General features: G+C 60.0%; 23 protein-coding genes and 1 pseudogene. 17 read left to right on the top strand and 7 right to left on the bottom strand.

Annotated elements, in window-relative coordinates:
• The first annotated feature begins 73 nt into the window (after positions 1-73).
• Positions 74-790: a FadR/GntR family transcriptional regulator gene (locus EL257_RS19560; RefSeq protein ID WP_126365394.1), complete on the top strand. Its 717-nt coding sequence runs from the start codon at positions 74-76 to the stop codon at positions 788-790.
• A 134-nt stretch (positions 791-924) separates the two neighbouring features.
• Positions 925-1800 (top strand): SMP-30/gluconolactonase/LRE family protein, encoded by an 876-nt coding sequence (locus EL257_RS19550; protein ID WP_126365392.1) that lies wholly within the window; start codon positions 925-927, stop codon positions 1798-1800.
• A gap of 36 nt (positions 1801-1836) precedes the next feature.
• On the opposite strand, the gene EL257_RS19545 is transcribed toward EL257_RS19550, so the two are convergent.
• On the bottom strand, positions 1837-2073 hold the full coding sequence (locus EL257_RS19545) for a hypothetical protein (protein ID WP_126365390.1): 237 nt from the start codon (positions 2071-2073) through the stop codon (positions 1837-1839).
• On the opposite strand from EL257_RS19545, the gene EL257_RS19540 reads away from it, so the two are divergent.
• The 8 genes from EL257_RS19540 to EL257_RS19505 all read left to right on the top strand — a co-directional run bounded on the left by EL257_RS19540 (position 2072) and on the right by EL257_RS19505 (position 11209).
• A complete protein-coding gene (locus tag EL257_RS19540; RefSeq protein ID WP_126365388.1) occupies positions 2072-2890 on the top strand; it encodes an SDR family oxidoreductase in 819 nt (272 codons plus the stop codon). The two genes, EL257_RS19545 and EL257_RS19540, sit on opposite strands and share 2 nt — an antisense overlap.
• 136 nt (positions 2891-3026) lie before the next feature.
• Positions 3027-4031 carry a substrate-binding domain-containing protein gene (locus tag EL257_RS19535; RefSeq protein WP_126365386.1) on the top strand — a complete coding sequence of 335 codons (1005 nt, stop codon included), beginning with the start codon at positions 3027-3029 and terminating at the stop codon, positions 4029-4031.
• 53 nt (positions 4032-4084) lie between these two features.
• On the top strand, positions 4085-5632 hold the full coding sequence (gene araG / locus EL257_RS19530) for an L-arabinose ABC transporter ATP-binding protein AraG (protein WP_126365384.1): 1548 nt from the start codon (positions 4085-4087) through the stop codon (positions 5630-5632).
• 12 nt (positions 5633-5644) lie between these two features.
• Positions 5645-6613: an L-arabinose ABC transporter permease AraH gene (gene araH, locus EL257_RS19525; protein ID WP_126368198.1), complete on the top strand. Its 969-nt coding sequence runs from the start codon at positions 5645-5647 to the stop codon at positions 6611-6613.
• Between the two features lie 315 nt (positions 6614-6928).
• Positions 6929-7642, top strand: coding sequence for a GntR family transcriptional regulator (locus EL257_RS19520; protein ID WP_016770970.1), 714 nt, complete (start codon positions 6929-6931; stop codon positions 7640-7642).
• Positions 7639-8637: an ADP-ribosylglycohydrolase family protein gene (locus EL257_RS19515; RefSeq protein ID WP_126365382.1), complete on the top strand. Its 999-nt coding sequence runs from the start codon at positions 7639-7641 to the stop codon at positions 8635-8637. The genes EL257_RS19520 and EL257_RS19515 overlap by 4 nt, the downstream gene beginning before the upstream one ends.
• 183 nt (positions 8638-8820) lie before the next feature.
• A complete protein-coding gene (locus tag EL257_RS19510) occupies positions 8821-10287 on the top strand; it encodes a purine-cytosine permease family protein (protein WP_126365379.1) in 1467 nt (488 codons plus the stop codon).
• On the top strand, positions 10280-11209 hold the full coding sequence (locus EL257_RS19505) for a PfkB family carbohydrate kinase (protein ID WP_126365377.1): 930 nt from the start codon (positions 10280-10282) through the stop codon (positions 11207-11209). The genes EL257_RS19510 and EL257_RS19505 overlap by 8 nt, the downstream gene beginning before the upstream one ends.
• A gap of 143 nt (positions 11210-11352) precedes the next feature.
• On the opposite strand, the gene EL257_RS19500 is transcribed toward EL257_RS19505, so the two are convergent.
• From EL257_RS19500 to EL257_RS28115, 4 genes and pseudogenes are all read right to left on the bottom strand, one after another.
• Positions 11353-11733: a Rho termination factor N-terminal domain-containing protein gene (locus EL257_RS19500; protein WP_071173202.1), complete on the bottom strand. Its 381-nt coding sequence runs from the start codon at positions 11731-11733 to the stop codon at positions 11353-11355.
• Between the two features lie 148 nt (positions 11734-11881).
• Positions 11882-12136, bottom strand: coding sequence for a hypothetical protein (locus EL257_RS19495; protein WP_126365375.1), 255 nt, complete (start codon positions 12134-12136; stop codon positions 11882-11884).
• A gap of 43 nt (positions 12137-12179) precedes the next feature.
• Complete coding sequence (locus tag EL257_RS19490) at positions 12180-12524, bottom strand: hypothetical protein (protein WP_126365373.1); 345 nt, start codon at positions 12522-12524, stop codon at positions 12180-12182.
• An 82-nt stretch (positions 12525-12606) separates the two neighbouring features.
• Positions 12607-12747: pseudogene (locus EL257_RS28115) on the bottom strand (MFS transporter); the annotation flags it as partial.
• Positions 12748-12950: 203 nt separating this feature from the next.
• On the opposite strand from EL257_RS28115, the gene EL257_RS19480 reads away from it, so the two are divergent.
• The 6 genes from EL257_RS19480 to EL257_RS19455 all read left to right on the top strand — a co-directional run bounded on the left by EL257_RS19480 (position 12951) and on the right by EL257_RS19455 (position 18828).
• Positions 12951-13433, top strand: coding sequence for a GNAT family N-acetyltransferase (locus tag EL257_RS19480; protein ID WP_126365371.1), 483 nt, complete (start codon positions 12951-12953; stop codon positions 13431-13433).
• Between the two features lie 184 nt (positions 13434-13617).
• Positions 13618-14607, top strand: a complete 990-nt coding sequence (locus EL257_RS19475) for a 2-dehydro-3-deoxygalactonokinase (protein WP_126365369.1) — start codon at positions 13618-13620, stop codon at positions 14605-14607.
• 19 nt (positions 14608-14626) lie between these two features.
• Complete coding sequence (locus tag EL257_RS19470) at positions 14627-15247, top strand: 2-dehydro-3-deoxy-6-phosphogalactonate aldolase (protein WP_126365367.1); 621 nt, start codon at positions 14627-14629, stop codon at positions 15245-15247.
• 62 nt (positions 15248-15309) lie between these two features.
• Positions 15310-16458: a galactonate dehydratase gene (dgoD, locus tag EL257_RS19465; RefSeq protein WP_007908327.1), complete on the top strand. Its 1149-nt coding sequence runs from the start codon at positions 15310-15312 to the stop codon at positions 16456-16458.
• 194 nt (positions 16459-16652) lie between these two features.
• Entirely contained in the window at positions 16653-17963 is a 1311-nt protein-coding gene (locus EL257_RS19460; protein WP_126365365.1) for an MFS transporter, read from the top strand.
• 61 nt (positions 17964-18024) lie between these two features.
• Positions 18025-18828: an IclR family transcriptional regulator gene (locus EL257_RS19455; protein WP_126368196.1), complete on the top strand. Its 804-nt coding sequence runs from the start codon at positions 18025-18027 to the stop codon at positions 18826-18828.
• Here EL257_RS19455 and EL257_RS19450 read toward each other — a convergent pair.
• Positions 18825-19877, bottom strand: coding sequence for an NAD(P)-dependent alcohol dehydrogenase (locus tag EL257_RS19450; protein ID WP_126365363.1), 1053 nt, complete (start codon positions 19875-19877; stop codon positions 18825-18827). The two genes, EL257_RS19455 and EL257_RS19450, sit on opposite strands and share 4 nt — an antisense overlap.
• A gap of 191 nt (positions 19878-20068) precedes the next feature.
• On the opposite strand from EL257_RS19450, the gene EL257_RS19445 reads away from it, so the two are divergent.
• Positions 20069-20959 (top strand): AraC family transcriptional regulator, encoded by an 891-nt coding sequence (locus EL257_RS19445; protein ID WP_126365361.1) that lies wholly within the window; start codon positions 20069-20071, stop codon positions 20957-20959.
• Between the two features lie 178 nt (positions 20960-21137).
• On the opposite strand, the gene EL257_RS19440 is transcribed toward EL257_RS19445, so the two are convergent.
• Complete coding sequence (locus tag EL257_RS19440) at positions 21138-22802, bottom strand: electron transfer flavoprotein-ubiquinone oxidoreductase (protein ID WP_126365359.1); 1665 nt, start codon at positions 22800-22802, stop codon at positions 21138-21140.
• Positions 22803-22917: the final 115 nt, after the last annotated feature.

The raw sequence follows: 22917 nt of genomic DNA, 5'->3' as shown, positions 1-22917 counted from the left end.
TCTTTTTTGTCGTTGACACTCAATCGTATGATGATTAGCGTAGGCACCCAACGCGATCCGCTTTGAGGTGTTCATGTCCAGCAGTTTTCATGCGTCGACGGTCGACTGGCTCGGCAGCTGGCTTGCTGCTGGTCAGGTCAAGCCTGGGCAGACCATCAAAGTCGAAGCCGACCTGGGCGAGCAGCTCGGTGTCAGCCGCACGGTGATTCGCGAAGCAATCAAAACCCTCGTTGCTAAAGGCATGCTGGAAGTGGGGCCGAAAGTCGGCACTCGCGTCCTGCCGGTGCGACGCTGGAATCTGTTCGATCCGCAAGTCGTCGGTTGGCTTTCGCGCAACGGCTTGCCGGAAAACTTCGTCGATGACCTGCTCGACCTGCGCCGCACTATCGAGCCGATGGCGGTGCGCTGGGCTTGCGAGCGCGCGACCCAGGAACAGATCGACGCGGTGCAGTTGGCGTACAACGCCCTTGAGCGCGCCGTCGACAGTAATGTCGATTACAACCGCGCCGACCAGTCCTTTCATGAATGCATTCTGGCTGCGAGCCATAACCAGTTCATCGAACAAATGGTCCCGGCGCTCGGCGCTTTGCTCGCGGTTTCGTTCGAAGTTTCTGCCGCTGATCCTGATGAATTGCGCCGCACGCTTCCCATTCACAAAGACATGGCCGACGCCATTGCCGCCCGGGATTCCGCACGTGGCGTGTGGGCCTGCATGACCTTGATCGACAATGCGGATCTGGCGATCAAACGCTTTTACCCGAAAGTCATGGCTGACAAAAAAGCCAGCTGAAACCCGGTACCTCTGTAGGAGTGAGCCTGCTCGCGATAGCGGTGGTTCAATATCAATGATGTCGCCTGACAGACCGCCATCGCGAGCAGGCTCACTCCTACAATGAAAAACAACAAGAACATGAAGGAATGGATATGTCGTGCACCGCTCTGACCCAACACCGCGCGCAACTTGGTGAAGGCCCGTTCTGGGACGCGCCGACCCAGGCGCTGTACTGGGTCGATATTGCAGGCAAGCAGGCTTTGCGCCTGATCGGCCAGAACGTGCAGATCTGGCAAATGCCCGAGCACATTTCCGCATTCATTCCCTGCAACAGCGGCGATGCACTGGTGACACTGAGCAGCGGCGTCTATCGCCTTGATCTCGACTCGCCAGGGCTCGAACCGCGTCTCACGTTATTCTGCGTCGCCGACCCGCAACCCGGCAATCGGCCCAACGAAGCCCGCTGTGATGCGCTGGGCCGGTTATGGCTCGGCACCATGCAAAACAACATCGGCGAGCAGGGCGAAGACCTGTCGATCGTCCGCCGCTCCGGTGGCCTGTTTCGCATCGATCCCGACCAGCGCGTGACACCGCTGCTGCTCGGGCTGGGCATTCCAAATACCTTGTTGTGGAGTGATGACGGCACCACGTTGCTGTTTGGTGAAAGTCTCGACGGCACGCTCAATCGATATTTCATCCGCACCGACGGCAGTCTCGATGCCGCGCAGGTCTTTTACGCGTCGGAGCAAAACGGTGGCCCCGACGGCTCGGCAATGGACGCCGAAGGCTACGTGTGGAACGCGCGTTGGGACGGCAGTTGCCTGTTGCGGCTGACGCCGGATGGGCAAGTGGATCGCAAAATCGATCTGCCGGTCAGCCGCCCAACCAGTTGCGTATTCGGTGGTGAAGATCTGAAGACCTTGTACATCACCAGCGCGAAAAGTCCGCTCAACCATCCCCTGGATGGCGCGGTGTTGAGCATGCGCGTCGACGTTGCAGGAAAACTCTGTACGCGTTTTGCTGGTTAAATCCCAAAATATGGGATGCAAAATTATATATTGAGATTATTTGGCGGTCGGGTTTATAGTCGGCTCCAGCAGTAACACGCACTCACACTTAAAAAGAACAAAACAGGTGAAGTGATGCAGCGAATTCTTATTGCCCGCGCAAGCGGGATCCGCGTATCGCCACGGCTCAATGCCGTCAGCGACGCCTGCCTGTTGCATTGCCGCAGCCACCAAAACCGGACATCGATTGATGGCCGGTTTTTTTGCGCGCGCAAAACAGGAGGCCTGATCCATGGCTGAACCTCTTTCGCTGCCGCCGGTGCCTGCGCCGCCGAAGGGCGAGCGTTTGCGCAACAAAGTGGTGTTGCTGACCGGTGCAGCTCAAGGCATCGGCGAAGCCATCGTCGCCGCTTTCGCCTCGCAGCAGGCCAAATTGGTGATCAGCGATATCCAGGCCGACAAAGTTGAACGCGTCGCCGCGCATTGGCGCGAGCAGGGCCATGATGTGCAGGCGATGCAGGCGGATGTCTCAGCCCAGAGCGACTTGCACGCCATGGCCAGACTTGCCGTTGAACGGCACGGACGCATCGATGTACTGATCAACTGTGCCGGGGTCAACGTGTTTCGCGACCCGCTGCAGATGACCGAAGAAGATTGGCGCCGCTGCTTCGCCATCGATCTGGATGGCGCCTGGTTTGGCTGCAAAGCCGTGCTGCCGCAGATGATCGAGCAGGGCGTCGGCAGCATCATCAACATCGCCTCGACCCATTCCAGCCACATCATCCCCGGCTGCTTTCCGTACCCGGTGGCCAAACACGGTTTACTCGGGCTGACCCGCGCACTCGGCATCGAATATGCCGCCAAAGGCATTCGCGTCAACGCCATTGCCCCGGGGTATATCGAAACGCAGCTCAACGTCGACTACTGGAACGGTTTCGCCGACCCGCATGCCGAGCGCCAGCGCGCGTTCGATCTGCACCCGCCGAAACGCATCGGCCAGCCGATCGAAGTGGCCATGACCGCGGTTTTTCTGGCCAGTGATGAAGCGCCGTTCATCAACGCGTCGTGTATCACCCTCGATGGCGGACGTTCGGTGATGTACCACGACTGAATACAACGGATTTTGAGCGCTGAACTACGCTTGAAATCCAATCATCATACGATATGACTATTTTCAACTGTTTCAGTAAGAACACGCTTCAACGCTTTGCAAACCTTGCTCAAAAAAAATAACAAGGAGTCATCTGATGAAACGTCGATTCGGGATTCGTACCCTGTGCAGCACTGCCCTGGCGGTTACTGCGTTCAGCTTGAGCAGTGCGCTGCTCGCCGCCGACGCGGTGAAGATCGGTTTTCTGGTCAAGCAGGCCGAAGAACCTTGGTTCCAGACCGAATGGGCTTTTGCCGAGAAAGCCGCCAAGGACAAAGGCTTTGAACTGATCAAAATCGCCGTGCCGGATGGCGAGAAAACCCTCTCGGCTATCGACAGCCTGGCCGCCAATGGCGCCAAGGGCTTTGTGATCTGCCCACCGGATGTGTCGCTCGGCCCGGCGATCATGGCCAAAGCCAAACTCAATGACCTCAAAGTGATCGCCGTCGACGACCGTTTCGTCGATGCCAGCGGCAAATTCATGGAAGACGTGCCGTACCTGGGCATGGCTGCGTTCGAAGTCGGCCAGAAGCAGGGCGCCGCCATGGCCGCCGAAGCGAAGAAGCGTAACTGGGACTGGAAAGACACCTACGCGGTGGTCAACACCTACAACGAACTCGACACTGGCAAGAAGCGCACCGACGGTTCGGTCGATGCTCTGAAGAAGGCCGGCATGCCTGAGGATCACATCCTCTTCGCCGCGCTGAAAACCCTCGACGTACCTGGCAGCATGGACGCCACCAACTCGGCGCTGGTGAAACTGCCAGGCGCGGCGAAAAACCTGATCATCGGCGGCATGAACGACAACACCGTGCTCGGCGGCGTACGGGCTACCGAAGCGGCCGGTTTTGCCGCGACCAACGTGATCGGCATTGGCATCAACGGCACCGACGCCATTGGCGAGTTGAAAAAGCCTAACAGCGGCTTCTTCGGTTCGATGCTGCCAAGCCCGCACATCGAAGGCTACAAGACCGCCGAGATGATGTACGAGTGGATCACTGCCGGCAAAGAACCGCCGAAGTACACCGCCATGGATGACGTCACCCTGATCACCCGCGAAAACTTCAAGCAAGAGCTGGAAAAAATCGGCTTGTGGAACTGAGGCAGCGACGGCCCGGGCAGCCGGGCCGTTTTTCGGTGTGAAGAGGTGGCTTTATGCACGCGCAAGTACAGACACAAGAACAACACGGCGCCAGTGGCAGCCTGCGCTTTAACGGCATCGGCAAGACCTTTCCGGGTGTGAAGGCGCTGGACGGCATCAGTTTCGTCGCGCATCCGGGTCAGGTTCATGCCTTGATGGGCGAGAACGGCGCCGGCAAATCGACCCTGCTGAAGATTCTCGGCGGTGCCTACATCCCGAGCAGCGGCGAGTTGCAGATCGGCGAGCAGGCGATGGCGTTCAAGTCCACCGCCGACAGCATCGGCAGCGGCGTCGCAGTGATTCACCAGGAATTGCATCTGGTCCCGGAAATGACCGTGGCCGAGAACCTGTTCCTCGGCCATCTGCCGGCCAGTTTCGGCTTGATCAATCGCAGTGAGCTACGCCAGAAAGCCTTGAATTGCCTCAAAGGCTTGGCCGATGAAATCGATCCGCAGACCAAGGTCGGGCGGTTGTCACTGGGCCAACGCCAATTGGTGGAAATCGCCAAGGCACTGTCGCGCGGCGCCCATGTGATTGCCTTTGACGAACCGACCAGCAGCCTTTCGGCGCGGGAAATTGACCGCTTGATGGCAATCATCGGCCGCCTGCGCGATGAGGGCAAAGTGGTCCTCTATGTTTCCCATCGTATGGAAGAAGTTTTCCGCATCTGCGACGCCGTCACGGTGTTCAAGGATGGCCGCTATGTGCGCACGTTCGAAGACATGAGTCAGTTGACCCACGATCAACTGGTGACCTGCATGGTCGGTCGCGACATTCAGGATATCTACGATTACCGCCATCGCCCGCGCGGCGCCGTGGCATTGAAAGTCGACGGTTTGCTCGGTCCAGGGCTGCGCGAGCCGATCAGTTTCGAGGCGCACAAGGGCGAAATCCTTGGCCTGTTCGGGCTGGTCGGGGCAGGGCGCACCGAACTGTTTCGCCTGCTCAGTGGCCTTGAGCGCAACACCGCTGGCCGTCTCGAATTGCGTGGTCACGAACTGAAATTGCGTTCACCGCGTGATGCGATTGCTGCGGGCATTCTGTTGTGCCCGGAAGACCGCAAGAAAGAAGGCATCATCCCGCTGGCCAGCGTCGCCGAGAACATCAACATCAGTGCGCGCGGTGCGCATTCCGGCCTCGGCTGTCTGATCCGTGGCCTGTGGGAAAAGGGCAACGCCGACAAGCAGATCAAAGCCCTGAAAGTGAAAACTCCGCACGCCGGGCAGCAGATCAAATTTCTTTCCGGCGGCAACCAGCAGAAAGCCATTCTCGGTCGCTGGCTGTCGATGCCGATGAAAGTCCTGCTGCTCGACGAGCCCACTCGCGGCATCGACATCGGCGCCAAAGCCGAGATTTACCAGATCATCCATAACCTTGCCGCGGACGGCATTTCGGTGATCGTGGTGTCTAGCGACCTGATGGAAGTGATGGGCATCTCCGACCGTATTCTGGTGCTGTGCGAAGGCGCCTTGCGCGGTGAAATCAACCGCGACCAGGCCAACGAATCCAACCTGCTGCAACTGGCTTTGCCGCGCCAACGCGCTGACGGCGTGGCGAACTGAGAGGTGACTATGATGACTACCCAAAACGAAACCCTGCCGACCCAGCGCAAACCGCTCGACATGCGCCGCTTCCTCGATGACTGGGTCATGCTGCTGGCGGCGATCGGCATTTTTGTCGCCTGCACGCTGCTGATCGATAACTTTCTTTCGCCGCTGAACATGCGTGGTCTGGGCCTTGCGATTTCCACCACCGGCATCGCGGCGTGCACCATGCTGTACTGCCTGGCGTCCGGGCATTTCGACCTCTCGGTCGGATCGGTGATCGCCTGTGCCGGTGTGGTTGCGGCAGTGGTGATGCGCGACACCGACAGCGTCTTTCTCGGCGTCAGCGCAGCATTGGTGATGGGCCTGATCGTGGGGCTGATCAACGGCATCGTGATCGCCAAATTGCGCGTCAATGCGCTGATCACCACGCTGGCGACGATGCAGATCGTCCGTGGCTTGGCGTACATTTTCGCCAACGGCAAAGCGGTGGGCGTATCGCAGGAATCGTTCTTCGTGTTCGGCAACGGCCAGTTGTTCGGCGTGCCGGTGCCGATCCTGATCACCATCGTCTGCTTTCTGTTTTTCGGCTGGCTGCTGAATTACACCACCTACGGGCGCAACACCATGGCCATCGGTGGCAACCAGGAAGCGGCGCTGCTGGCGGGCGTCAACGTTGATCGCACCAAAATCATCATCTTCGCGGTGCACGGTGTGATCGGCGCGTTGGCGGGTGTGATTCTGGCGTCGCGGATGACCTCCGGGCAGCCGATGATTGGTCAGGGCTTCGAGCTGACGGTGATTTCTGCCTGTGTGTTGGGCGGGGTTTCGCTGAGTGGAGGGATTGGCATGATCCGCCATGTGATTGCCGGGGTGTTGATTCTGGCGATCATCGAGAATGCGATGAACCTGAAAAACATCGACACGTTTTATCAGTATGTGATCCGTGGTTCGATTCTGTTGCTGGCCGTGGTGATTGACCGCCTTAAGCAGCGCTAACGTCAAAAGCTACCCTCACCCCAGCCCTCTCCCAGGGGGAGAGGGGGCCAACCGAGGTGTCTCCCGTTCTGCATCGACCTGAAATACCGAGTTGACTACGGATTGGACAATCACTCGGCAACAGGTCGATTGCGGATACGGCGCAACACTTTGAGGTCACCGCATCTCGCCAGCATTCCCCAATCAGTCCCCTCTCCCTCCGGGAGAGGGCTAGGGTGAGGGGCTCTTGGTTTTGCTTTTGATCTTCGCCCCCACCGGTCACCTCCCTTAAATATCCCTTGCCCGCCGCGCCCCGTTTCGGTTATCAATTTGTACATGATTAGACAGGTACGATTTGACAAGAAACAACGGGTGGTCGACGAACTCGTCCGGCGCATCGAAAGCGGCCTCATGGAGGACGGTTTCCTGTTGCCCGGCGAACATCAGTTGGCTCAAGAATTCCAGGTCAGCCGCGGCACCTTGCGCGAAGCGCTGGCCGAACTGAAGCGGCGCAATTACATCGCCACGCAGAGCGGGGTCGGCTCCATCGTCACCTTCGACGGTGTCGCCCTCGACCAACGCAGCGGTTGGGCGCAAGCGCTGGCCGACAGCGGGGCGCTGATCAACACTGAAGTATTGCGCCTTGAAGCGGTGACGCGCCCGGATCTGCTGGTGCGGTTCGGCACCGATCAATTCATCACCCTCGACCGTCGCCGGCGCGCCACCGACGGTACGCTGGTCTCTCTCGAACGCTCTTTGATGCCGGCCAATGGCGGTCTGGAAAGCCTGCCGCGCGTCGGTCTGATCGACAATTCTCTGACCATCACCCTCGCCGCGTACGGCTACATCGGCGAGCGCGGTGATCAGTGGATCGGCGCCGAGCCGCTGAACGCCGAAGACGCCGAACTGCTCGGTCGACCGGTCGGCACGGTGTTCCTCAAAGCCCTGCGCACCACGTACGACCGGCAGAACCGTTTCATGGAGCAGGTGGAGAGCCTGCTCGACCCGGTGCACTTTCGTCTGCACCTGCAATTTGGAGAATCGAAATGACCGCGCTCAACCGTGCACTTGGCGCTTTTTATGGTCTGGCGCTGGGTGATGCGCTGGGCATGCCGACGCAGTCGCTGAACCGCGAAACCATCAAGAGCCGTTTTGGCCAGATCACCGATCTGCAGGACGCCGGCCCGCTGCAACCCATCGCCGCGAATATGCCCAAAGGCTCGATCACCGACGACACCGAACAGGCGATTCTGGTCGGCGAGTTGCTGGTCGAAGGTCAGGGGCGCATCGAGCCGGCGATCCTCGCTCAGCGTTTGATCGAGTGGGAAGCCGAGATGCAGGCCAAGGGCTCGCAGGATTTGCTCGGCCCTTCGACCAAACGCGCGATTGAAATGATCCTCGCCGGACATTCACCGGAAGAAGCCGGGCGCTATGGCACCACCAATGGCGCGGCGATGCGCATTACCCCGGTCGGGATTGCCGCAAATGTTGCTGAACCCGAGCAATTTATCGCCGCAGTGGTGCAGGCGTGTCAGGTGACCCACAACACCACGCTGGGCATTTCCAGCGCGGCGGCGGTGGCGGCGGTGGTTTCTGCCGGGATCAACGGCGTGGATCTGGGCGAGGCGTTGAACCTCGGTCAACACATTGCCCAGCAAGCCGAAGCCCACGGCCACTGGGTCGCGGGTGGGCGCATGGCCTCGCGCATCAGCTGGGCGCGCAGTATCAGTGTCGACAGCGACAAAGCGCTGCTCGCCGATGTGCTGTATGACGTGATCGGCACGTCGGTGGCGTCGCAGGAGTCGGTGGTGGTTTCATTCGCTCTGGCGCAGCAAGTGGCGATCGGTGAAATGAGCGCATTCGACGCGTTGTGCATGGCAGCCAGTCTGGGTGGCGACACCGATACCATCGCGGCGATTCTCGGCGCCATGCTTGGGGCCTGCCTGGGTCTTGAGTGTTGGCCTGGGGAAATGGTCGACACGGTGAAAGCGGTTAATCGTCTTGACCTGGAACCCCTCGTGAAAGGACTCCTCAACCTACGCTGAGGAACCCTGTGTAGGAGCTGCCGAAGGCTCGGGCCGCGATCGGACGATCTTTTGATCTTCGGCAGCCTTCTGTCGCTATAAAATCAAGATCAGAAGATCGCAGCCTGCGGCAGCTCCTACAGGGGAGAGGTGCAGGTATTCAATTGCCCATAAACACAAGAATGGCAAACAGGAGCATTTTCAATGAGTTCATCAACCGCCGGGCAAAGCGCCGGGCAACTGGAAACCCGTGGCATCGAGCCGGTGCCGGAAGCCGAGTGCAACGGCCATCCGCTGCAATTGTTCTGGGTCTGGTTCGCGGCCAATATTTCCATTCTCGGCCTGCCGCTGGGCGCGACCCTGGTCGCGTTTCGTGGGCTGGCGATCTGGCAAGCAATCATCGTGGCGATCATCGGTGCCGCCGGTTCGTTCGCGGTGGTCGGGATCATCTCGATTGCGGGTCGACGTGGCCGCGCCCCGAGCCTGACACTGTCGCGCGCGATCTTCGGCGTACGCGGCAATATCGGTCCGACCCTGGTCTCGCTGATGTCGCGCCTGGGCTGGGAAACCGTGAACACCACCACCGCCGCGTTCGTGCTGCTGTCGCTGTGCTCGATCCTGTTCGGTTCGCCAGTGGAAGCGAAGAGTGCGCCGGTACTGACGCTGATCTTCATCGCGATTTTCGTGCTGCTCACCCTGGCGGTTTCCGGTCTCGGCCACGCGACCCTGCTGGTCATCCAGAAATGGGCGACTTACGTGTTCGGCGCGCTGAACATTCTGGTCGGCGGTTTCCTTTGCGCGACCATCGACTGGAGCGCCGTATTCAACGCCACGCCCGCGCCGCTGAGCGCGATGATCATCGGCATCGGCACCATGGCCGCCGGCACTGGTATCGGTTGGGCGAACGCTGGCGCTGACATGTCGCGCTATCAGCATCGCAGCGTCAAAGCCGTGCGCCTGGTCGCATCGGCGGCGTTTGGCGCGGGCATTCCGCTGGTGCTGTTGATCACCCTCGGCGGCTTGCTCTCGGTGGGTAACAACGACCTCGCTTCTGCAACCGATCCGATTGTGGCAATCCGCGACATGCTGCCGACGTGGATGGCCGTGCCGTACCTGATCACCGCGTTCGGTGGCTTGCTGCTGTCGAACAACCTGTCGGTATATTCCGCCGGCCTGACCACGCTGACCCTCGGGCTGAAGGTCAAACGCGTCTATGCCGTGGTCGTCGATATCGTCGCGATCTTTGCCGGTTCGATCTACTTCATGCTGATCGCCGACAGTTTCTACGGCCCGTTCATTACCTTCATTTCGCTGCTGGCAGTGCCGATTACCGCTTGGGTCGGGATCTTCGTTGTCGACCTGATTCACCGTCATTACTACAGCCCGAAAGACCTGCTGGATGTGAGTCCGAGCAGCGCCTATTGGTATCGCGGCGGCATCGAGTGGCGCGCATTTGGCGCGTGGGCGATTGCCATCGTGCTTGGCTTCAGTTTCACCACCATCGGCACCACGGCCGAGAACGTCTGGTTCAAGGGCTTCCTGTCCGACTCATGGCTGGGCCATAACGGTCTCGGCTGGATCGTCACCTTTGTTGTCGCCGGTGGCATTTACCTTGTACTCGGCGGGGCCAGGGATCGCCGCGCCGCGCAACCCGAGAACGCTCATGCCTAAAATGTTGCACACCGGCCAGGTCATCATCGACCTGGTCATGGCCGTGGAAAAATTGCCGCAGATTGGCGGTGATGTGCTCGCGCAGTCGGCGGGTTTCGAAGCGGGCGGCGGTTTCAATGTGATGGCGGCGGCGGTGCGCAATGGCTTGCCGGTGGTCTATCTCGGGCGCCACGGCACCGGTCGCTTTGGCGATCTGGCGCGCCAGGCAATGAACGCCGAAGGCATTCAGATCGGGCTGCGCAAGCCCGCGTCGCGCGACACCGGTTTGTGCGTGGCGTTGACCGATGCGTCGGCCGAGCGCAGTTTCGTTTCCTACATCGGTGCCGAAGGCGAGATCAGCGAGGCAGACCTCAATAGCGTCGCAGCAGTGGCAGGCGATTACGTTTATCTCAGCGGCTACAGCCTGGTGCAGAAAGGCAAGGCGCAAGCGTTGCTCGACTGGACACTGGCGCTGCCCTCGTCCATCAACGTGGTGTTCGATCCGGGACCCTTGGTGGAATCGCCTGAAGCGCCGTTGACGCAAGCGTTGTTGCCGCGCATCGATGTGTGGACCAGCAACAGCGTTGAGGCGCTGCGCTTTACCGGGGCGGCCGGGATTGGCGCAGCTATGGAGCGTCTCGCTGAGGTGTTGCCGGAAAAGGCCTTGATCGTGGTCCGCGATGGGCCGCAGGGCTGCTGGATTCAACAGCGTGGTGAGCGTCGACAAGTGCCGGGGTTTGCCGTGAGAGCGGTGGACAGCAATGGCGCCGGGGATGCGCATGCCGGGGTATTCATTGCCGGGCTGGCGCGGGGGCTTGAAGCGCATGGAGCAGCGCGGCGGGCGAATGCGGCAGCTGCGTTGGCAGTAACGCGCTGGGGACCTGCGACCGCACCCGTGGCGGCTGAGGTGGATGCGTTTATCCGCGAGTCCTGCGGCGGCTGATCTGAAACCCTCGCGAGCAGGCCCGCTCCCACATTGGAACTGTGTCGTCACAAATCTACTGTAGGAGCTGCCGAAGGCTGCGATCTTTAGCTTTTCAAGATCAACAGATCGCAGCCTTCGGCAGCTCCTACAGTGGGCGTCATTTAACTGGCCTTGCGCAACGCCTCGATCAACTCTTGCTTGCGCATGGAAGACCGCCCCGGAATGTTCTTCGCCCGGGCTTCTTTCATCAGGCTATCGACGGTCTGCGTATCCTTCGAAGTCTCGCTGTTGCGCGAGTGACCCTTGCGGCTGGCAACCGCGCGTCGCGAAGACTCTTTGCGATCTTCCGACTTCGCACTCGCGGGCTTTTTGCGGCCCGAACCGCCGGACTTTTCGCCGCCACCCGATTGTTTGTTGACCGTTGCCCAGGCCCGCGCCTCGGCTTCATCTTTCGACACGCCTTTTTTCTCGTAGCTGTCTTCGATGTGCTCGGCCTTGCGCTTCTGTTCACTGGTGTATTTGTCTTTGCTTCCACGAGGCATGGGATTACTCCTTGCTTCAGTGATTGTTATCAGCTGTGTTGACTACCGCAGGTTTCAACCTTTCATTGAAGATTACAAGATCAAAAGATCGCAGCCTGCGGCAGCTCCTACGGGGTCAAGCAATTACATAGTCAAGCGATCAGTGCGCTTAGCTATCGAGTTTGCGCGCGGCTTCAACGCCGGCGGCACTCAGCTTGATCGGCAGGGTCAGCGAGTGTTCGCCCGCTTCACTGCAGGTCACATGGCCGTGGTGAATCAGTCCGCGATCCTGCAGGGCGGCGAGGGTGTTGGCGACGGTTTTCTCGCCCCGGTAGTTGTCCAGCACCTCTTTGCCCAAACCATTGGGGTGCGCGTGCAGCAAGCGGGTGAGGACTTCTTTTTCCAGGTCTTTGTCGACGTTCATGGTTACCTCTTCATGGAGTGAATAGGGCGCTCGCGTCGGCGAACTACTGACCGGAACCTTCGGAACCGGAGCCACCGGTGGTGGTTTTCGAACCCACACCCGGCCCGGCATTGTCGGGTGTGGCGTTAGGAGCGTCGGGCGTGTTCATGCCGCCCTGACGTCCCGGGTCGCTGCCTTGCGTGCGCGGGTCAGTCCCGGTGGCGGGCGGCTGATTGATCAGCGGCACGCCGGAGCCATCGGTGTTCATGCCGGGAGCACTGTTGATCGCGGGGGCGCGTGGTGGGGTCGGATCGGTCGGGCCAGTGCCCGCCGCGGTAGCGGAGGCGGCGAAAACTGCAGGGCAAAGCAGGGCGCTGAATACGAAAGCGGTCAACCTTGACGGAATCATAGGGCTTCTCCAGTGATTGGAATCCTCACACTTTGTTGGTCAGCCATTTTTACGGATTGGTGCCTGAAGCGCGACGAACGGTCTAAACCAGCGTTGCGGTCTCGAGATGAAATCTGCGCCAGAGCAATCGGCCGACGGTGATTAGCCAATTTGCCAGCGCCACGCACAAAGCCGTCAGGAGCGCCTGCGAGGTCGTGCCATCCGGTGCCTGATTGGCGGCAAGGCATCCACTGTGGGAGCGAGCCTGCTCGGGGAAGGCATTCCGTCAGCTGAATCGAGGGCTGACTGAAAGACGCATTCGCGAGCAGGCTCGCTCCTACAGGGGCAACGGTATTTACCAAATCGGACGGGTCAGTATGTTTGCCATGTGACGAGCGCCGCTGTGCGCCTTAGTATGATGTTTTAAATTGCATACAAGGCCCGTCCATGACGATCGAAATACGCTCGGCGACCCCCAGCGATGCCCCGCAAATTCTTGCGTTCATTACTGAACTCGCAGATTTCGAAAAGGCTCGCCACGAAGTCATCGCCAGCGTCACCGACATCGAGCGCAGCCTGTTCGGCGAAGGCGCCACCGCCCACGGCTTGATCTGCCTGCGCGACGGCCTGCCGATCGGTTTTGCCGTGTTCTTTTTCAGCTATTCGACGTGGCTCGGCAGCAATTGCCTGTACCTCGAAGACCTCTATATCACCCCGGAACAACGCGGCGGCGGTGCCGGCAAGACCCTGCTGCGCCACCTGGCAAAAATCGCTTGCGACAACGACTGCGGCCGCTTCGAATGGAGCGTCCTCGACTGGAATACCCCGGCTATCGAATTCTACAAATCACTCGGTGCACAGCCGCAGGAAGAGTGGGTGCGATATCGCATGGATGGCAAGGTATTGCGCGATTTCGCGGAAGGTAACTAGGTTTTTTAAAGATCGCAGCTTGCGGCAGCTCCTACACAAGGTAACGACTGTAGGAGCTGCCGCAGGCTGCGATCTTTTTTGCTTTCGTCCCAAAATATGGGACTGATATTTATATATTGAGATTTTAGCCCTCCTGGGTTTATAGTCCGTCGCACTCACTGCCAAAAACAAAACAGGTGAAGCGATGCAGGCGCAATTGATCGCGCTCGATTGGGGGACCACCTCATTACGTGCTTACAAACTCGCGGCGGACGGTGTGGTGCTGGAGCAGCGCTCGCTGTCTTCCGGGATCATGCAACTGCCGAAGACTCCGCGGATCATCAATGGTCGCGAATGCGTCGACGGCTTTGAGCTGGCTTTCGATGAGGCCTGCGGTGATTGGCTCGACGCGCAGCCGGATCTGCCGGTGATCGCGTGCGGCATGGTCGGCAGTGCGCAGGGCTGGCGTGAAGCGGCCTACTGCGATACGCCAGCAAATGTCGCCAATCTCGGAAATTCCCTACAAACAGTGACGAGTCTTCGCGGCAGCCGTGTGCATATCGTGCCGGGCGTGATTCAGCGTTCGCGGTTGCCGAATGTCATGCGCGGCGAAGAAACCCAAGTCCTTGGCGTGCTGCAGAATCTGCCCCTCGAGACCGGCAACAATCTGCTGATCGGTCTGCCGGGCAGTCATTCCAAATGGGTAAACGTAGTCGATGGCTGCATCACCCATTTCGACACGTTCATGACCGGCGAAGTGTTCGCGGTGCTCAGTGAACACAGCATTCTGGGGCGAACCCAGCAGCAAGGCGCAGCGTTCGATGCTCCGGCATTTGACCGGGGCGTGCAGGTCGCGCAGTCGGCGGACGGTGCGCTCGGCGTGCTGTCGACGCTGTTCAGCGCGCGTACGCTTGGCCTGACCGGGGAGCTGAGCCCGACCGCGCAGGCGGATTATCTGTCCGGCCTGATGATCGGCCACGAACTGACAGCGCTGGCCAATGTGCAGCGCAATCGCCGCGACAATCCCAATCTCCCTTCGATCGTCCTCATCGGCAACGCGCAACTTTGTTCGCGCTACAGCCGTGCCCTCGACACCTGTGGGTTTGCCAACGTGACGTTGGCCGAGCAGGCCACCGAGCGTGGTCTGTGGCGACTGGCGCTGGCCGCCGGATTGATCGATTCCTCATCCCGTTAACCCTGACTGGAGGCCTGACATGCTCAAGCAAGCACTGGCACAAAACGGTCTGATCGCGATTCTGCGTGGCCTGCACCCGCAGCAAGCTGCCGCTGTCGGAGAAGTCCTGTATGCCGCCGGATTTCGCGTCATCGAAGTACCGCTCAATTCCCCTTCGCCGTACGAAAGTATCCGCATCCTGCGCGATGCACTGCCCGCCGATTGCCTGATCGGCGCTGGCACAGTGTTGACCCTGGAACAGGTCGAACAGGTAAAAGCGGCTGGCGGCCAAGTGATCGTCATGCCGCACAGCGATGCCAAGGTTTTGCGCGCGGCGAAAGCGGCGGGGCTGTTCCTGTCGCCAGGCGTGGCAACGCCGACCGAAGCCTTCGCGGCACTAGCCGAGGGCGCCGACGTTCTCAAGCTGTTTCCGGCCGAACAAATGAGCCCGGCGGTCGTCAAGGCCTGGCTCGCGGTGTTGCCGTCCGGGACCGTGCTGGCGCCGGTCGGCGGCATCACGCCGGACAACATGCAGGCGTTCATCGACGCTGGCGTGAAAGGTTTCGGTCTCGGTTCCGGCCTGTTCAAACCGGGCATGACGCCAGAGCAAGTGGCAGTCAATGCCAAGGCCTATGTGGCCGCATGGAAAGCGCTTCGTTAAGACTTTTCCGGCGCCGCGTGCGCTGCATCTAATAAAAGCTGCATTTACAAAAGAGAGCAGAGATGAAAATCACCAAACTCACGACCTTCATCGTCCCGCCGCGCTGGTGCTTCCTCAAGGTCGAAACCGATGAGGGTGTGACTGGTTGGGGCGAACCCGTGGTCGAAGGCCGGGCGCACACCGTGGCTGCTGCCGTAGAAGAATTGTCCGACTACCTGATCGGCAAAGACCCACGCAATATCGAAGACATCTGGACCGTGCTGTATCGCGGGGGCTTCTACCGGGGCGGCGCGATCCATATGAGCGCGCTGGCCGGTATCGATCAGGCGCTGTGGGACATCAAGGGCAAGGCGCTCGGGGTGTCGGTGAGTGACCTGCTCGGTGGCCAGGTGCGAGACAAGATTCGTGTGTATTCGTGGATCGGCGGCGACCGCCCGGCCGACACCGCACGTGCAGCGAAAGAAGCGGTGAGCCGAGGTTTCACCGCGGTGAAAATGAACGGCACCGAAGAGCTGCAGTTCCTCGACACCTTCGAGAAGGTTGATCTGGCGCTGGCCAACGTCGCCGCCGTGCGTGACGCCGTCGGGCCGAACGTCGGTATCGGCGTCGACTTCCATGGTCGCGTGCACAAGCCGATGGCCAAAGTGCTGATGAAGGAACTCGACCCGTACAAACTGATGTTTATCGAAGAGCCGGTGCTCAGCGAAAACTACGAGGCCCTGAAAGAACTGGCGCCGCTGACCAGCACACCGATTGCGCTCGGCGAGCGGTTGTTCTCGCGCTGGGACTTTAAACGCGTGTTGAGCGAAGGCTACGTCGACATCATCCAGCCTGATGCGTCTCATGCGGGCGGCATCACCGAAACCCGCAAGATCGCCAACATGGCTGAAGCCTACGACGTGGCGCTGGCGCTGCATTGCCCGCTGGGGCCGATCGCGCTGGCCGCCTGTTTGCAACTGGACGCCGCTTGTTACAACGCGTTTATCCAGGAGCAAAGCCTGGGCATTCATTACAACGAGAGCAACGACCTGCTCGACTACGTGAAAGACCCGCGCGTCTTCGATTACGACAAGGGCTTCGTAAAAATCCCCAACGGCCCGGGGCTCGGCATCGAGATCAACGAGGAATACGTGATCGAGCGCGCGGCAGTCGGCCACCGCTGGCGCAACCCGATCTGGCGTCATGCCGATGGCAGCTTTGCCGAGTGGTGAGTCGTCCCTGACACACCACAAAACCCTGTGGGAGCTGGCTTGCCAGCGATGACGGCGGCACGTCCAACACTGATGTGACAGATTTACCGCTATCGCTGCGATGCGGCGTTCCGGCAAGCCAGCTCCCACAATTGATCTCCATGGATGGGAGATCTGCGTCATGACCTCAACAAACATAAAAAGAGGCATCTCTCATGCAAACGCACACCCTTTCCGGGCAGGCGTCTTTAGTCACGCCTAGCCGCAAGCGGTTTTTCATCATGGTGTTGCTGTTTATCACCGTGGTCATCAACTACCTCGACCGCAGCAACCTGTCGATTGCCGCGCCGGCGCTGACCAGCGAGCTGGGCATCGATCCGGTTCACGTCGGCCTGATTTTCTCCGCCTTCGGTTGGACTTACGCCGCGATGCAGATTCCCGGCGGCTGGCTGGTGGATCGGGTGCCGCCGCGGATCCTCTACAGCGTCGCGCTGCTGCTGTGGTCGGTGGCCACGGTGATGCTCGGTTTCGTCAGCAGCTTCATCGCTCTGTTCGTCCTGCGCATGGCCGTTGGTGCGCTGGAAGCACCGGCCTATCCGATCAACAGCCGCGTGGTCACCACTTGGTTTCCCGAGCGCGAACGCGCCACGGCCATCGGCTTCTATACCTCCGGGCAGTTTGTCGGTCTGGCATTTCTGACCCCGGTGCTGGCGTGGCTGCAACACGCGTTCGGCTGGCACATGGTGTTCGTCGCAACCGGCGCGGTGGGCATTCTCTGGGCGCTGATCTGGTACGCGGTGTATCGCGAACCCCGGGATTTCAAAGGCGTCAACGAAGCGGAAATCGATCTGATCCGCGAAGGTGGCGGGCTGGTCGATATCCAGGCGGAAACCGCCAAGGCCAAGGCCAAATTCAGTTGGACGGATTTGGGCATTGTCCTGAGCAAACGCAAGTTGTGGGGCATCTACCTCGGCCAGTTCTGCCTGAATTCGACGCTGTGGTTTTTCCTCACCTGGTTCCCCACCTACCTGGTGAAATATCGTGGCATGGACTTCATCAAGTCCGGGCTGCTCGCGTCGCTGCCATTTCTTGCCGCGTTCGTCGGTGTGCTGTGTTCGGGATTCTTTTCCGACTTCCTGATCCGCCGTGGATATACCGTCGGCTTCGCGCGCAAGCTGCCGATCATTGGTGGGTTGTTGATTTCGACCTCGATCATTGGCGCCAACTTTGTCGAGTCGACGCCGCTGGTGATTGCCTTCCTCGCACTGGCGTTCTTCGGTAACGGTCTGGCTTCGATCACCTGGTCGCTGGTTTCGACCCTGGCGCCGGCGCGGTTGCTCGGTCTGACCGGTGGCGTGTTCAACTTCATCGGCAACCTGTCGGCCATCGCTACACCGATCGTGATCGGCTTCCTCGCCAGCGGCGATTCGTTCGCGCCGGCGATTACCTACATCGCGGTGCTTGCGCTGGTAGGTGCCTTGTCCTACGTGCTGTTGGTCGGCAAGGTCGAACGTATCGAGTTGTAGTGGTCTGCGTCGGGCGACCATAATGCCGCCCGTTCCCTCGCTCAACGGTAAAAGGCTGGATATGCAGGAAGACGCCCCGGAAAAAACCAAGGACGCCGCGCCCACCGGTACCCAGACGCTATTGCGCGGCCTGGGGGTGGTGCATGCGGTGGCCAGCGGCGCCCGTGATCTCAAGGAAATCGCCCGGCTGATCGGCACCACGCGCAGCACCACCCATCGTCTGGCCAGTTGCCTGGTCGACGAACGCTATCTGCGCGTAGTGCCGCAGATCGGGTATCTGCTTGGGCCGAAGCTGATAGAACTGGGTTTCCAGGCCCGCGAAGAATTGCCGCTGGTGACCCTGGCCGCGCCGTACCTGGACGAGTTGTCGGCGCTCACCGGCGACACCGTGCACCTGGGCATTCGCGAAGGCGACGAGGTTCTGTATCTGCTGAAAAATCCGGGGCGCAATGGCCCGGAGATGCGCTCGCGCGTTGGCCATCGCATGCCGCTGGCACGCACCGGGATAGGCAAGGCGCTGATGCTCGATGACGCGCCGAAAGATTGGCAGCGGCTGTACGACATCAGCCTGCCGGCGGGTGGGAAAAGTCAGTTCTGGCCGCAGCATCCGCAGCAATCCTGGGAACAGCTGGAGCAGCGCATGACCGAATACGTCGCCGGTGGCTACGCGTTCGATCTGGAAGACAACGAACCGTCGATCCGCTGCGTGGCGGCGCCGATTCGGGATGCGAGCAAAGGCATCGTGGCGGCGATCAGTATCGCCAGCACCGTACCGTACATGCCGCTGGAGAAAATGGCCGAGCTGATTCCCCTGATCAAAGAGGTCACAGCCCGGCTGTCGGCTGAACTCGGTTTAAAGGCTTAAACCTTGAGCGTTGCCATGTCGATCACGAAACGGTACTTCACGTCGCCGGCGATCATTCGCGCATAAGCCTCGTTGATCTGGCGGATGTCGAGCATTTCGATGTCGCAAGTGATGTTGTGTTCGGCGCAGAAATCCAGCACTTCCTGGGTTTCGGCAACGCCACCGATCAACGAACCGGCCAATACCCGACGCCCCAGCACCAGTTTGGCCGCGTGCACTGGCGGATCGATCGGTTCGATCAGGCCGACCAGAATGTGCACGCCGTCAAAACGCAGGGTGTCGAGGTAGGGGTTAAGGTCGTGCTGCACCGGAATGGTGTCGAGCAGAAAATCGAAGTAACCGGCCGCAGCCTTCATTTGCTCGGCGTCGGTGGACACGATCACATGATCAGCACCTTGGCGACGGCCTTCCTCTGCCTTGCTCGCCGAGCGGGTGAACAGCGTGACTTCGGCGCCCATCGCTTTGGCGAACTTGATGCCCATGTGGCCCAAACCACCCATGCCGAGAATCCCGACCTTGTCGCCAGCCTTGACGCCGTAATGCTTGAGCGGCGAATAAGTGGTGATGCCGGCGCAGAGAATCGGCGCGGCGCTGGCCAATGCCAGACGTTCCGGGATGCGCACCACAAAGTGTTCGCTGACAACGATGCTGTCCGAATAACCGCCCATGGTGTTGCTGCCGTCCACGCGGTCTGGCGTGGCGTAAGTCATGGTCGGGCCTTCGAGACAATATTGCTCGAGGTTTGCCTGGCAGGCCTCGCAGCTGCGGCAGGAGTCGACCATGCAGCCGACGCCTACCAGATCGCCTACTTTGTGGCGGGTGACATTCGTACCGATGGCGGTGACTTTTCCGACGATCTCGTGGCCGGGCATCAGCGGATAGACAGCGATGCCCCATTCGTTGCGAGCCTGATGGATGTCGGAGTGGCAAACGCCACAATAAAGAATTTCGATGGCGACATCGTCGGCGCGCGGGCTGCGGCGTTCGAACTTCATCGGGGCGAGGGGAGTGGTGGCCGATTGGGCGGCATAGCCGATGGCGGTGTACATGGATGACCTCGCAAAAAACAGTGACAAGTGAGGCGGTGAATTCTGGGCGCCGGGGGCGGGTGCGGCCATGACGATTCCTCCGGGTCTCATGCCTAATTCTCCGGCATGCGGGTTTCGGCGATCGCATTGGCCGGCGGATCTGCGATGATGTTTTCATCCCTTTTTCCGTGATTTTTACGAAGACTTATTCGATGCAATTAACCCGTCATCTCGATGCCAATGCCCGCCTGGTTTCGCTGATCGAACCGCTCGCGCAGCGCGATGGTTACAGCCAGACCGGATTGCCTGGGGTGCAAGTGCTGCGCGCCAGTTGCGATGTCGCGCGCGGCCCGCATATTTACGAGCCGAGCCTGATGATCATCGCCCAGGGCAGCAAACTGGCGTTTCTCGGCCCGCGCACGATGGAATATGGCGCTGGGCACTATCTGATTCAGGCGCTGCCAGTGCCGTTCGAATGCGAGACGTTCGCCCTGCCGGACGCGCCGTTGCTCGGTGTGTCGGTGGCAATTGATCGCGTGCTGCTCGGTGAGTTGGTGCTGGCCATGGGGCTGGCGCCGGGGCGGCATATTCCGGCACAGACGCCAGAATCGATGACTTCGGTGGTGCTCGACGATGGCATGCGCGGCTGCGTTGAGCGCCTGCTGAGTTGCCTGCACGATCCGCTGGAATGCCAGATTCTCGGGCCGGCGCGGGTGCGTGAGTTGTTGTTCGTCGCGCTTCGTGGGCCGCAAGCAGATGTGTTGCGCGCGCTGGTCGAACAGCAGGGGCAGTTTGCGCGGGTGGCGGCGTCGATCAGTCATCTGCATGCACATTACACCGAGCCGTTGAACGTCGAGACGCTGGCCGGTTGCGCGAATATGAGCGTGTCGACCTTTCATGAGCATTTCAAACGCAGCACGTTGTTGTCGCCGGTGCAGTATCTGAAACGCTTACGCTTGTTGAAGGCGCAGACGCTGTTGGTGGCTGAAGGGCTGGGCGTGGCGCAGGTGGCGCATCGGGTCGGGTATCAGAGCACATCGCAGTTCAGCCGCGAGTACAAACGCTACTTCGAACGCAGCCCCGGAGACGAGCGCGCTGCTTGAGTCATCACTAGTTCATGTAGGAGCTGTCGAGTGAAACGAGGCTGCGATCTTTTGATTCTGTCTTTCAAAAGCAATATCAAAAGATCGCAGCCTCGTTTCACTCGACAGCTCCTACGGGGGAAATTTTGGGCAACAAAAAGGCCCCCGGTTCGGGAGCCTCTTTGTTCAGCGAGTCGACTTACATATTCGGGTAAGTCGGCCCGCCAGCACCTTCCGGCGCCACCCACGTGATGTTCTGCGCAGGATCCTTGATGTCACAGGTCTTGCAGTGCACGCAGTTCTGCGCGTTGATCTGGAAGCGCTTCTCGCCGTCTTCCTTGGTAATCACCTCGTACACGCCGGCCGGGCAGTAGCGCTGCGCCGGTTCGTCGTACAGCGGCAGGTTCTTGCTCATCGGGATGCTCGGGTCGGTCAGCTTCAAGTGGCAAGGCTGTTCTTCTTCATGGTTGGTACCGGAGATGAACACCGAGCTGAGTTTGTCGAAGCTGAGCTTGCCGTCGGGTTTCGGGTAATCGATTTTCTTGCAGTCAGCGGCCAGCTTGAGGCAGGCGTAATCTGGCTTGTTGTCGCGCAGGGTAAACGGCAGTTTGCCGCCGAAGATGTTCTGATCGAGCCAGTTGAAACCACCGCCGACGATCGCGCCGAACTTGTGGATTGCCGCACCGAAGTTGCGGCTGGCGAACAGTTCTTCGTGTAGCCAGCTGTTCTTGAACGCGTCAACGTAAGAGGTCAACTCCAGCGTGCAGTCCTGCTCGGCGAACAGCGCATCGGCGACGGAGTCGGCGGCGAGCATGCCTGATTTCATCGCGGTGTGGCTGCCTTTGATCTTGGCGAAATTCAAAGTGCCGAGATCGCAACCGATCAGTGCGCCGCCCTTGAAGACCATTTTCGGCAGCGAATTCAGGCCGCCCTTGGCAATGGCGCGAGCGCCGTAGCTGACACGTTTGCCGCCTTCCAGATATTGCTTGAGCACCGGGTGATGCTTGAGGCGCTGGAATTCGTCGAACGGCGACAGATACGTGTTGCTGTAGGACAGATCAACGATAAGACCGACCACCACCTGGTTGTTTTCCAGGTGATAGAGGAACGAGCCGCCGGTGTTTTCGGTGCCCATGATGTCCAGCGGCCAACCGGCGGTGTGCACCACCAGGCCTGGCTGGTGTTTGGCCGGATCGATTTCCCAGATTTCTTTCAGGCCGATGCCGTAGTGCTGGGCGTCGGCATCGCTGTCGAGGTTGTAGCGCTTGATCAGTTGCTTGCCGATGTGGCCGCGGCAGCCCTCGGCGAACAGCGTGTATTTGCCACGCAGTTCCATGCCCGGGGTGTACAGGCCTTCTTTCGGGTTGCCTTCGCGATCGACGCCGAGTTCACCGGTAATGATCCCGCGAACCACGCCTTGCTCGTCGATCAGCGCTTCCTGAGCGGCGAAGCCGGGGTAGATTTCTACGCCGAGGTTCTCCGCCTGCTGAGCCAGCCAGCGGCACAGGTTGCCGAGGGAAATGATGTAGTTGCCTTCGTTGTGCATGGTCTTGGGCACAAAGAAGTCGGGGATTTTCTGCGCGCTGTCGGCATTTTTCAGGACGAAGATGTCGTCGCGGGTTACTGGCGTGTTCAGCGGTGCGCCGAGTTCTTTCCAGTCCGGGAACAATTCATTCAGAGCACGGGGTTCGAACACCGCACCGGACAGAATGTGTGCGCCGACTTCGGAGCCTTTTTCGACCACGCAGACGCTGATTTCCTTACCGGCTTCGGCGGCCTTCTGCTTCACACGGCAGGCGGCGGACAAGCCAGCGGGGCCGGCACCGACGATGACCACGTCGAATTCCATGTATTCGCGTTCCACAGGCTATCTCCTACTCAAGGCTCAACAGTTTTTTTTCTAATTTGGAGGTTCGATCTCGCATCTGAATTGCCTTTACGTTAACGTCAAACGCAACCACGCGAAACCCACCTTTCTC

This window comes from Pseudomonas fluorescens, assembly GCF_900636825.1.
Taxonomy (GTDB): domain Bacteria; phylum Pseudomonadota; class Gammaproteobacteria; order Pseudomonadales; family Pseudomonadaceae; genus Aquipseudomonas; species Aquipseudomonas fluorescens_BG.
Note: the sequence above shows the minus strand (reverse complement) of the source record. Positions and strands in the feature narration are given on the sequence as shown.

What these genes read in the sequence shown, in the direction of transcription:
- EL257_RS19560 (WP_126365394.1), top strand. Translation starts at nt 74, where the DNA reads ATGTCCAGCAGTTTTCATGCGTCGACGGTCGACTGGCTCGGCAGCTGG.
- EL257_RS19550 (WP_126365392.1), top strand. Translation starts at nt 925, where the DNA reads ATGTCGTGCACCGCTCTGACCCAACACCGCGCGCAACTTGGTGAAGGC.
- EL257_RS19540 (WP_126365388.1), top strand. Translation starts at nt 2,072, where the DNA reads ATGGCTGAACCTCTTTCGCTGCCGCCGGTGCCTGCGCCGCCGAAGGGC.
- EL257_RS19545 (WP_126365390.1), bottom strand. Translation starts at nt 2,073, where the DNA reads ATGGATCAGGCCTCCTGTTTTGCGCGCGCAAAAAAACCGGCCATCAAT.
- EL257_RS19535 (WP_126365386.1), top strand. Translation starts at nt 3,027, where the DNA reads ATGAAACGTCGATTCGGGATTCGTACCCTGTGCAGCACTGCCCTGGCG.
- araG (WP_126365384.1), top strand. Translation starts at nt 4,085, where the DNA reads ATGCACGCGCAAGTACAGACACAAGAACAACACGGCGCCAGTGGCAGC.
- araH (WP_126368198.1), top strand. Translation starts at nt 5,645, where the DNA reads ATGACTACCCAAAACGAAACCCTGCCGACCCAGCGCAAACCGCTCGAC.
- EL257_RS19520 (WP_016770970.1), top strand. Translation starts at nt 6,929, where the DNA reads ATGATTAGACAGGTACGATTTGACAAGAAACAACGGGTGGTCGACGAA.
- EL257_RS19515 (WP_126365382.1), top strand. Translation starts at nt 7,639, where the DNA reads ATGACCGCGCTCAACCGTGCACTTGGCGCTTTTTATGGTCTGGCGCTG.
- EL257_RS19510 (WP_126365379.1), top strand. Translation starts at nt 8,821, where the DNA reads ATGAGTTCATCAACCGCCGGGCAAAGCGCCGGGCAACTGGAAACCCGT.
- EL257_RS19505 (WP_126365377.1), top strand. Translation starts at nt 10,280, where the DNA reads ATGCCTAAAATGTTGCACACCGGCCAGGTCATCATCGACCTGGTCATG.
- EL257_RS19500 (WP_071173202.1), bottom strand. Translation starts at nt 11,733, where the DNA reads ATGCCTCGTGGAAGCAAAGACAAATACACCAGTGAACAGAAGCGCAAG.
- EL257_RS19495 (WP_126365375.1), bottom strand. Translation starts at nt 12,136, where the DNA reads ATGAACGTCGACAAAGACCTGGAAAAAGAAGTCCTCACCCGCTTGCTG.
- EL257_RS19490 (WP_126365373.1), bottom strand. Translation starts at nt 12,524, where the DNA reads ATGATTCCGTCAAGGTTGACCGCTTTCGTATTCAGCGCCCTGCTTTGC.
- EL257_RS19480 (WP_126365371.1), top strand. Translation starts at nt 12,951, where the DNA reads ATGACGATCGAAATACGCTCGGCGACCCCCAGCGATGCCCCGCAAATT.
- EL257_RS19475 (WP_126365369.1), top strand. Translation starts at nt 13,618, where the DNA reads ATGCAGGCGCAATTGATCGCGCTCGATTGGGGGACCACCTCATTACGT.
- EL257_RS19470 (WP_126365367.1), top strand. Translation starts at nt 14,627, where the DNA reads ATGCTCAAGCAAGCACTGGCACAAAACGGTCTGATCGCGATTCTGCGT.
- dgoD (WP_007908327.1), top strand. Translation starts at nt 15,310, where the DNA reads ATGAAAATCACCAAACTCACGACCTTCATCGTCCCGCCGCGCTGGTGC.
- EL257_RS19460 (WP_126365365.1), top strand. Translation starts at nt 16,653, where the DNA reads ATGCAAACGCACACCCTTTCCGGGCAGGCGTCTTTAGTCACGCCTAGC.
- EL257_RS19455 (WP_126368196.1), top strand. Translation starts at nt 18,025, where the DNA reads ATGCAGGAAGACGCCCCGGAAAAAACCAAGGACGCCGCGCCCACCGGT.
- EL257_RS19450 (WP_126365363.1), bottom strand. Translation starts at nt 19,877, where the DNA reads ATGTACACCGCCATCGGCTATGCCGCCCAATCGGCCACCACTCCCCTC.
- EL257_RS19445 (WP_126365361.1), top strand. Translation starts at nt 20,069, where the DNA reads ATGCAATTAACCCGTCATCTCGATGCCAATGCCCGCCTGGTTTCGCTG.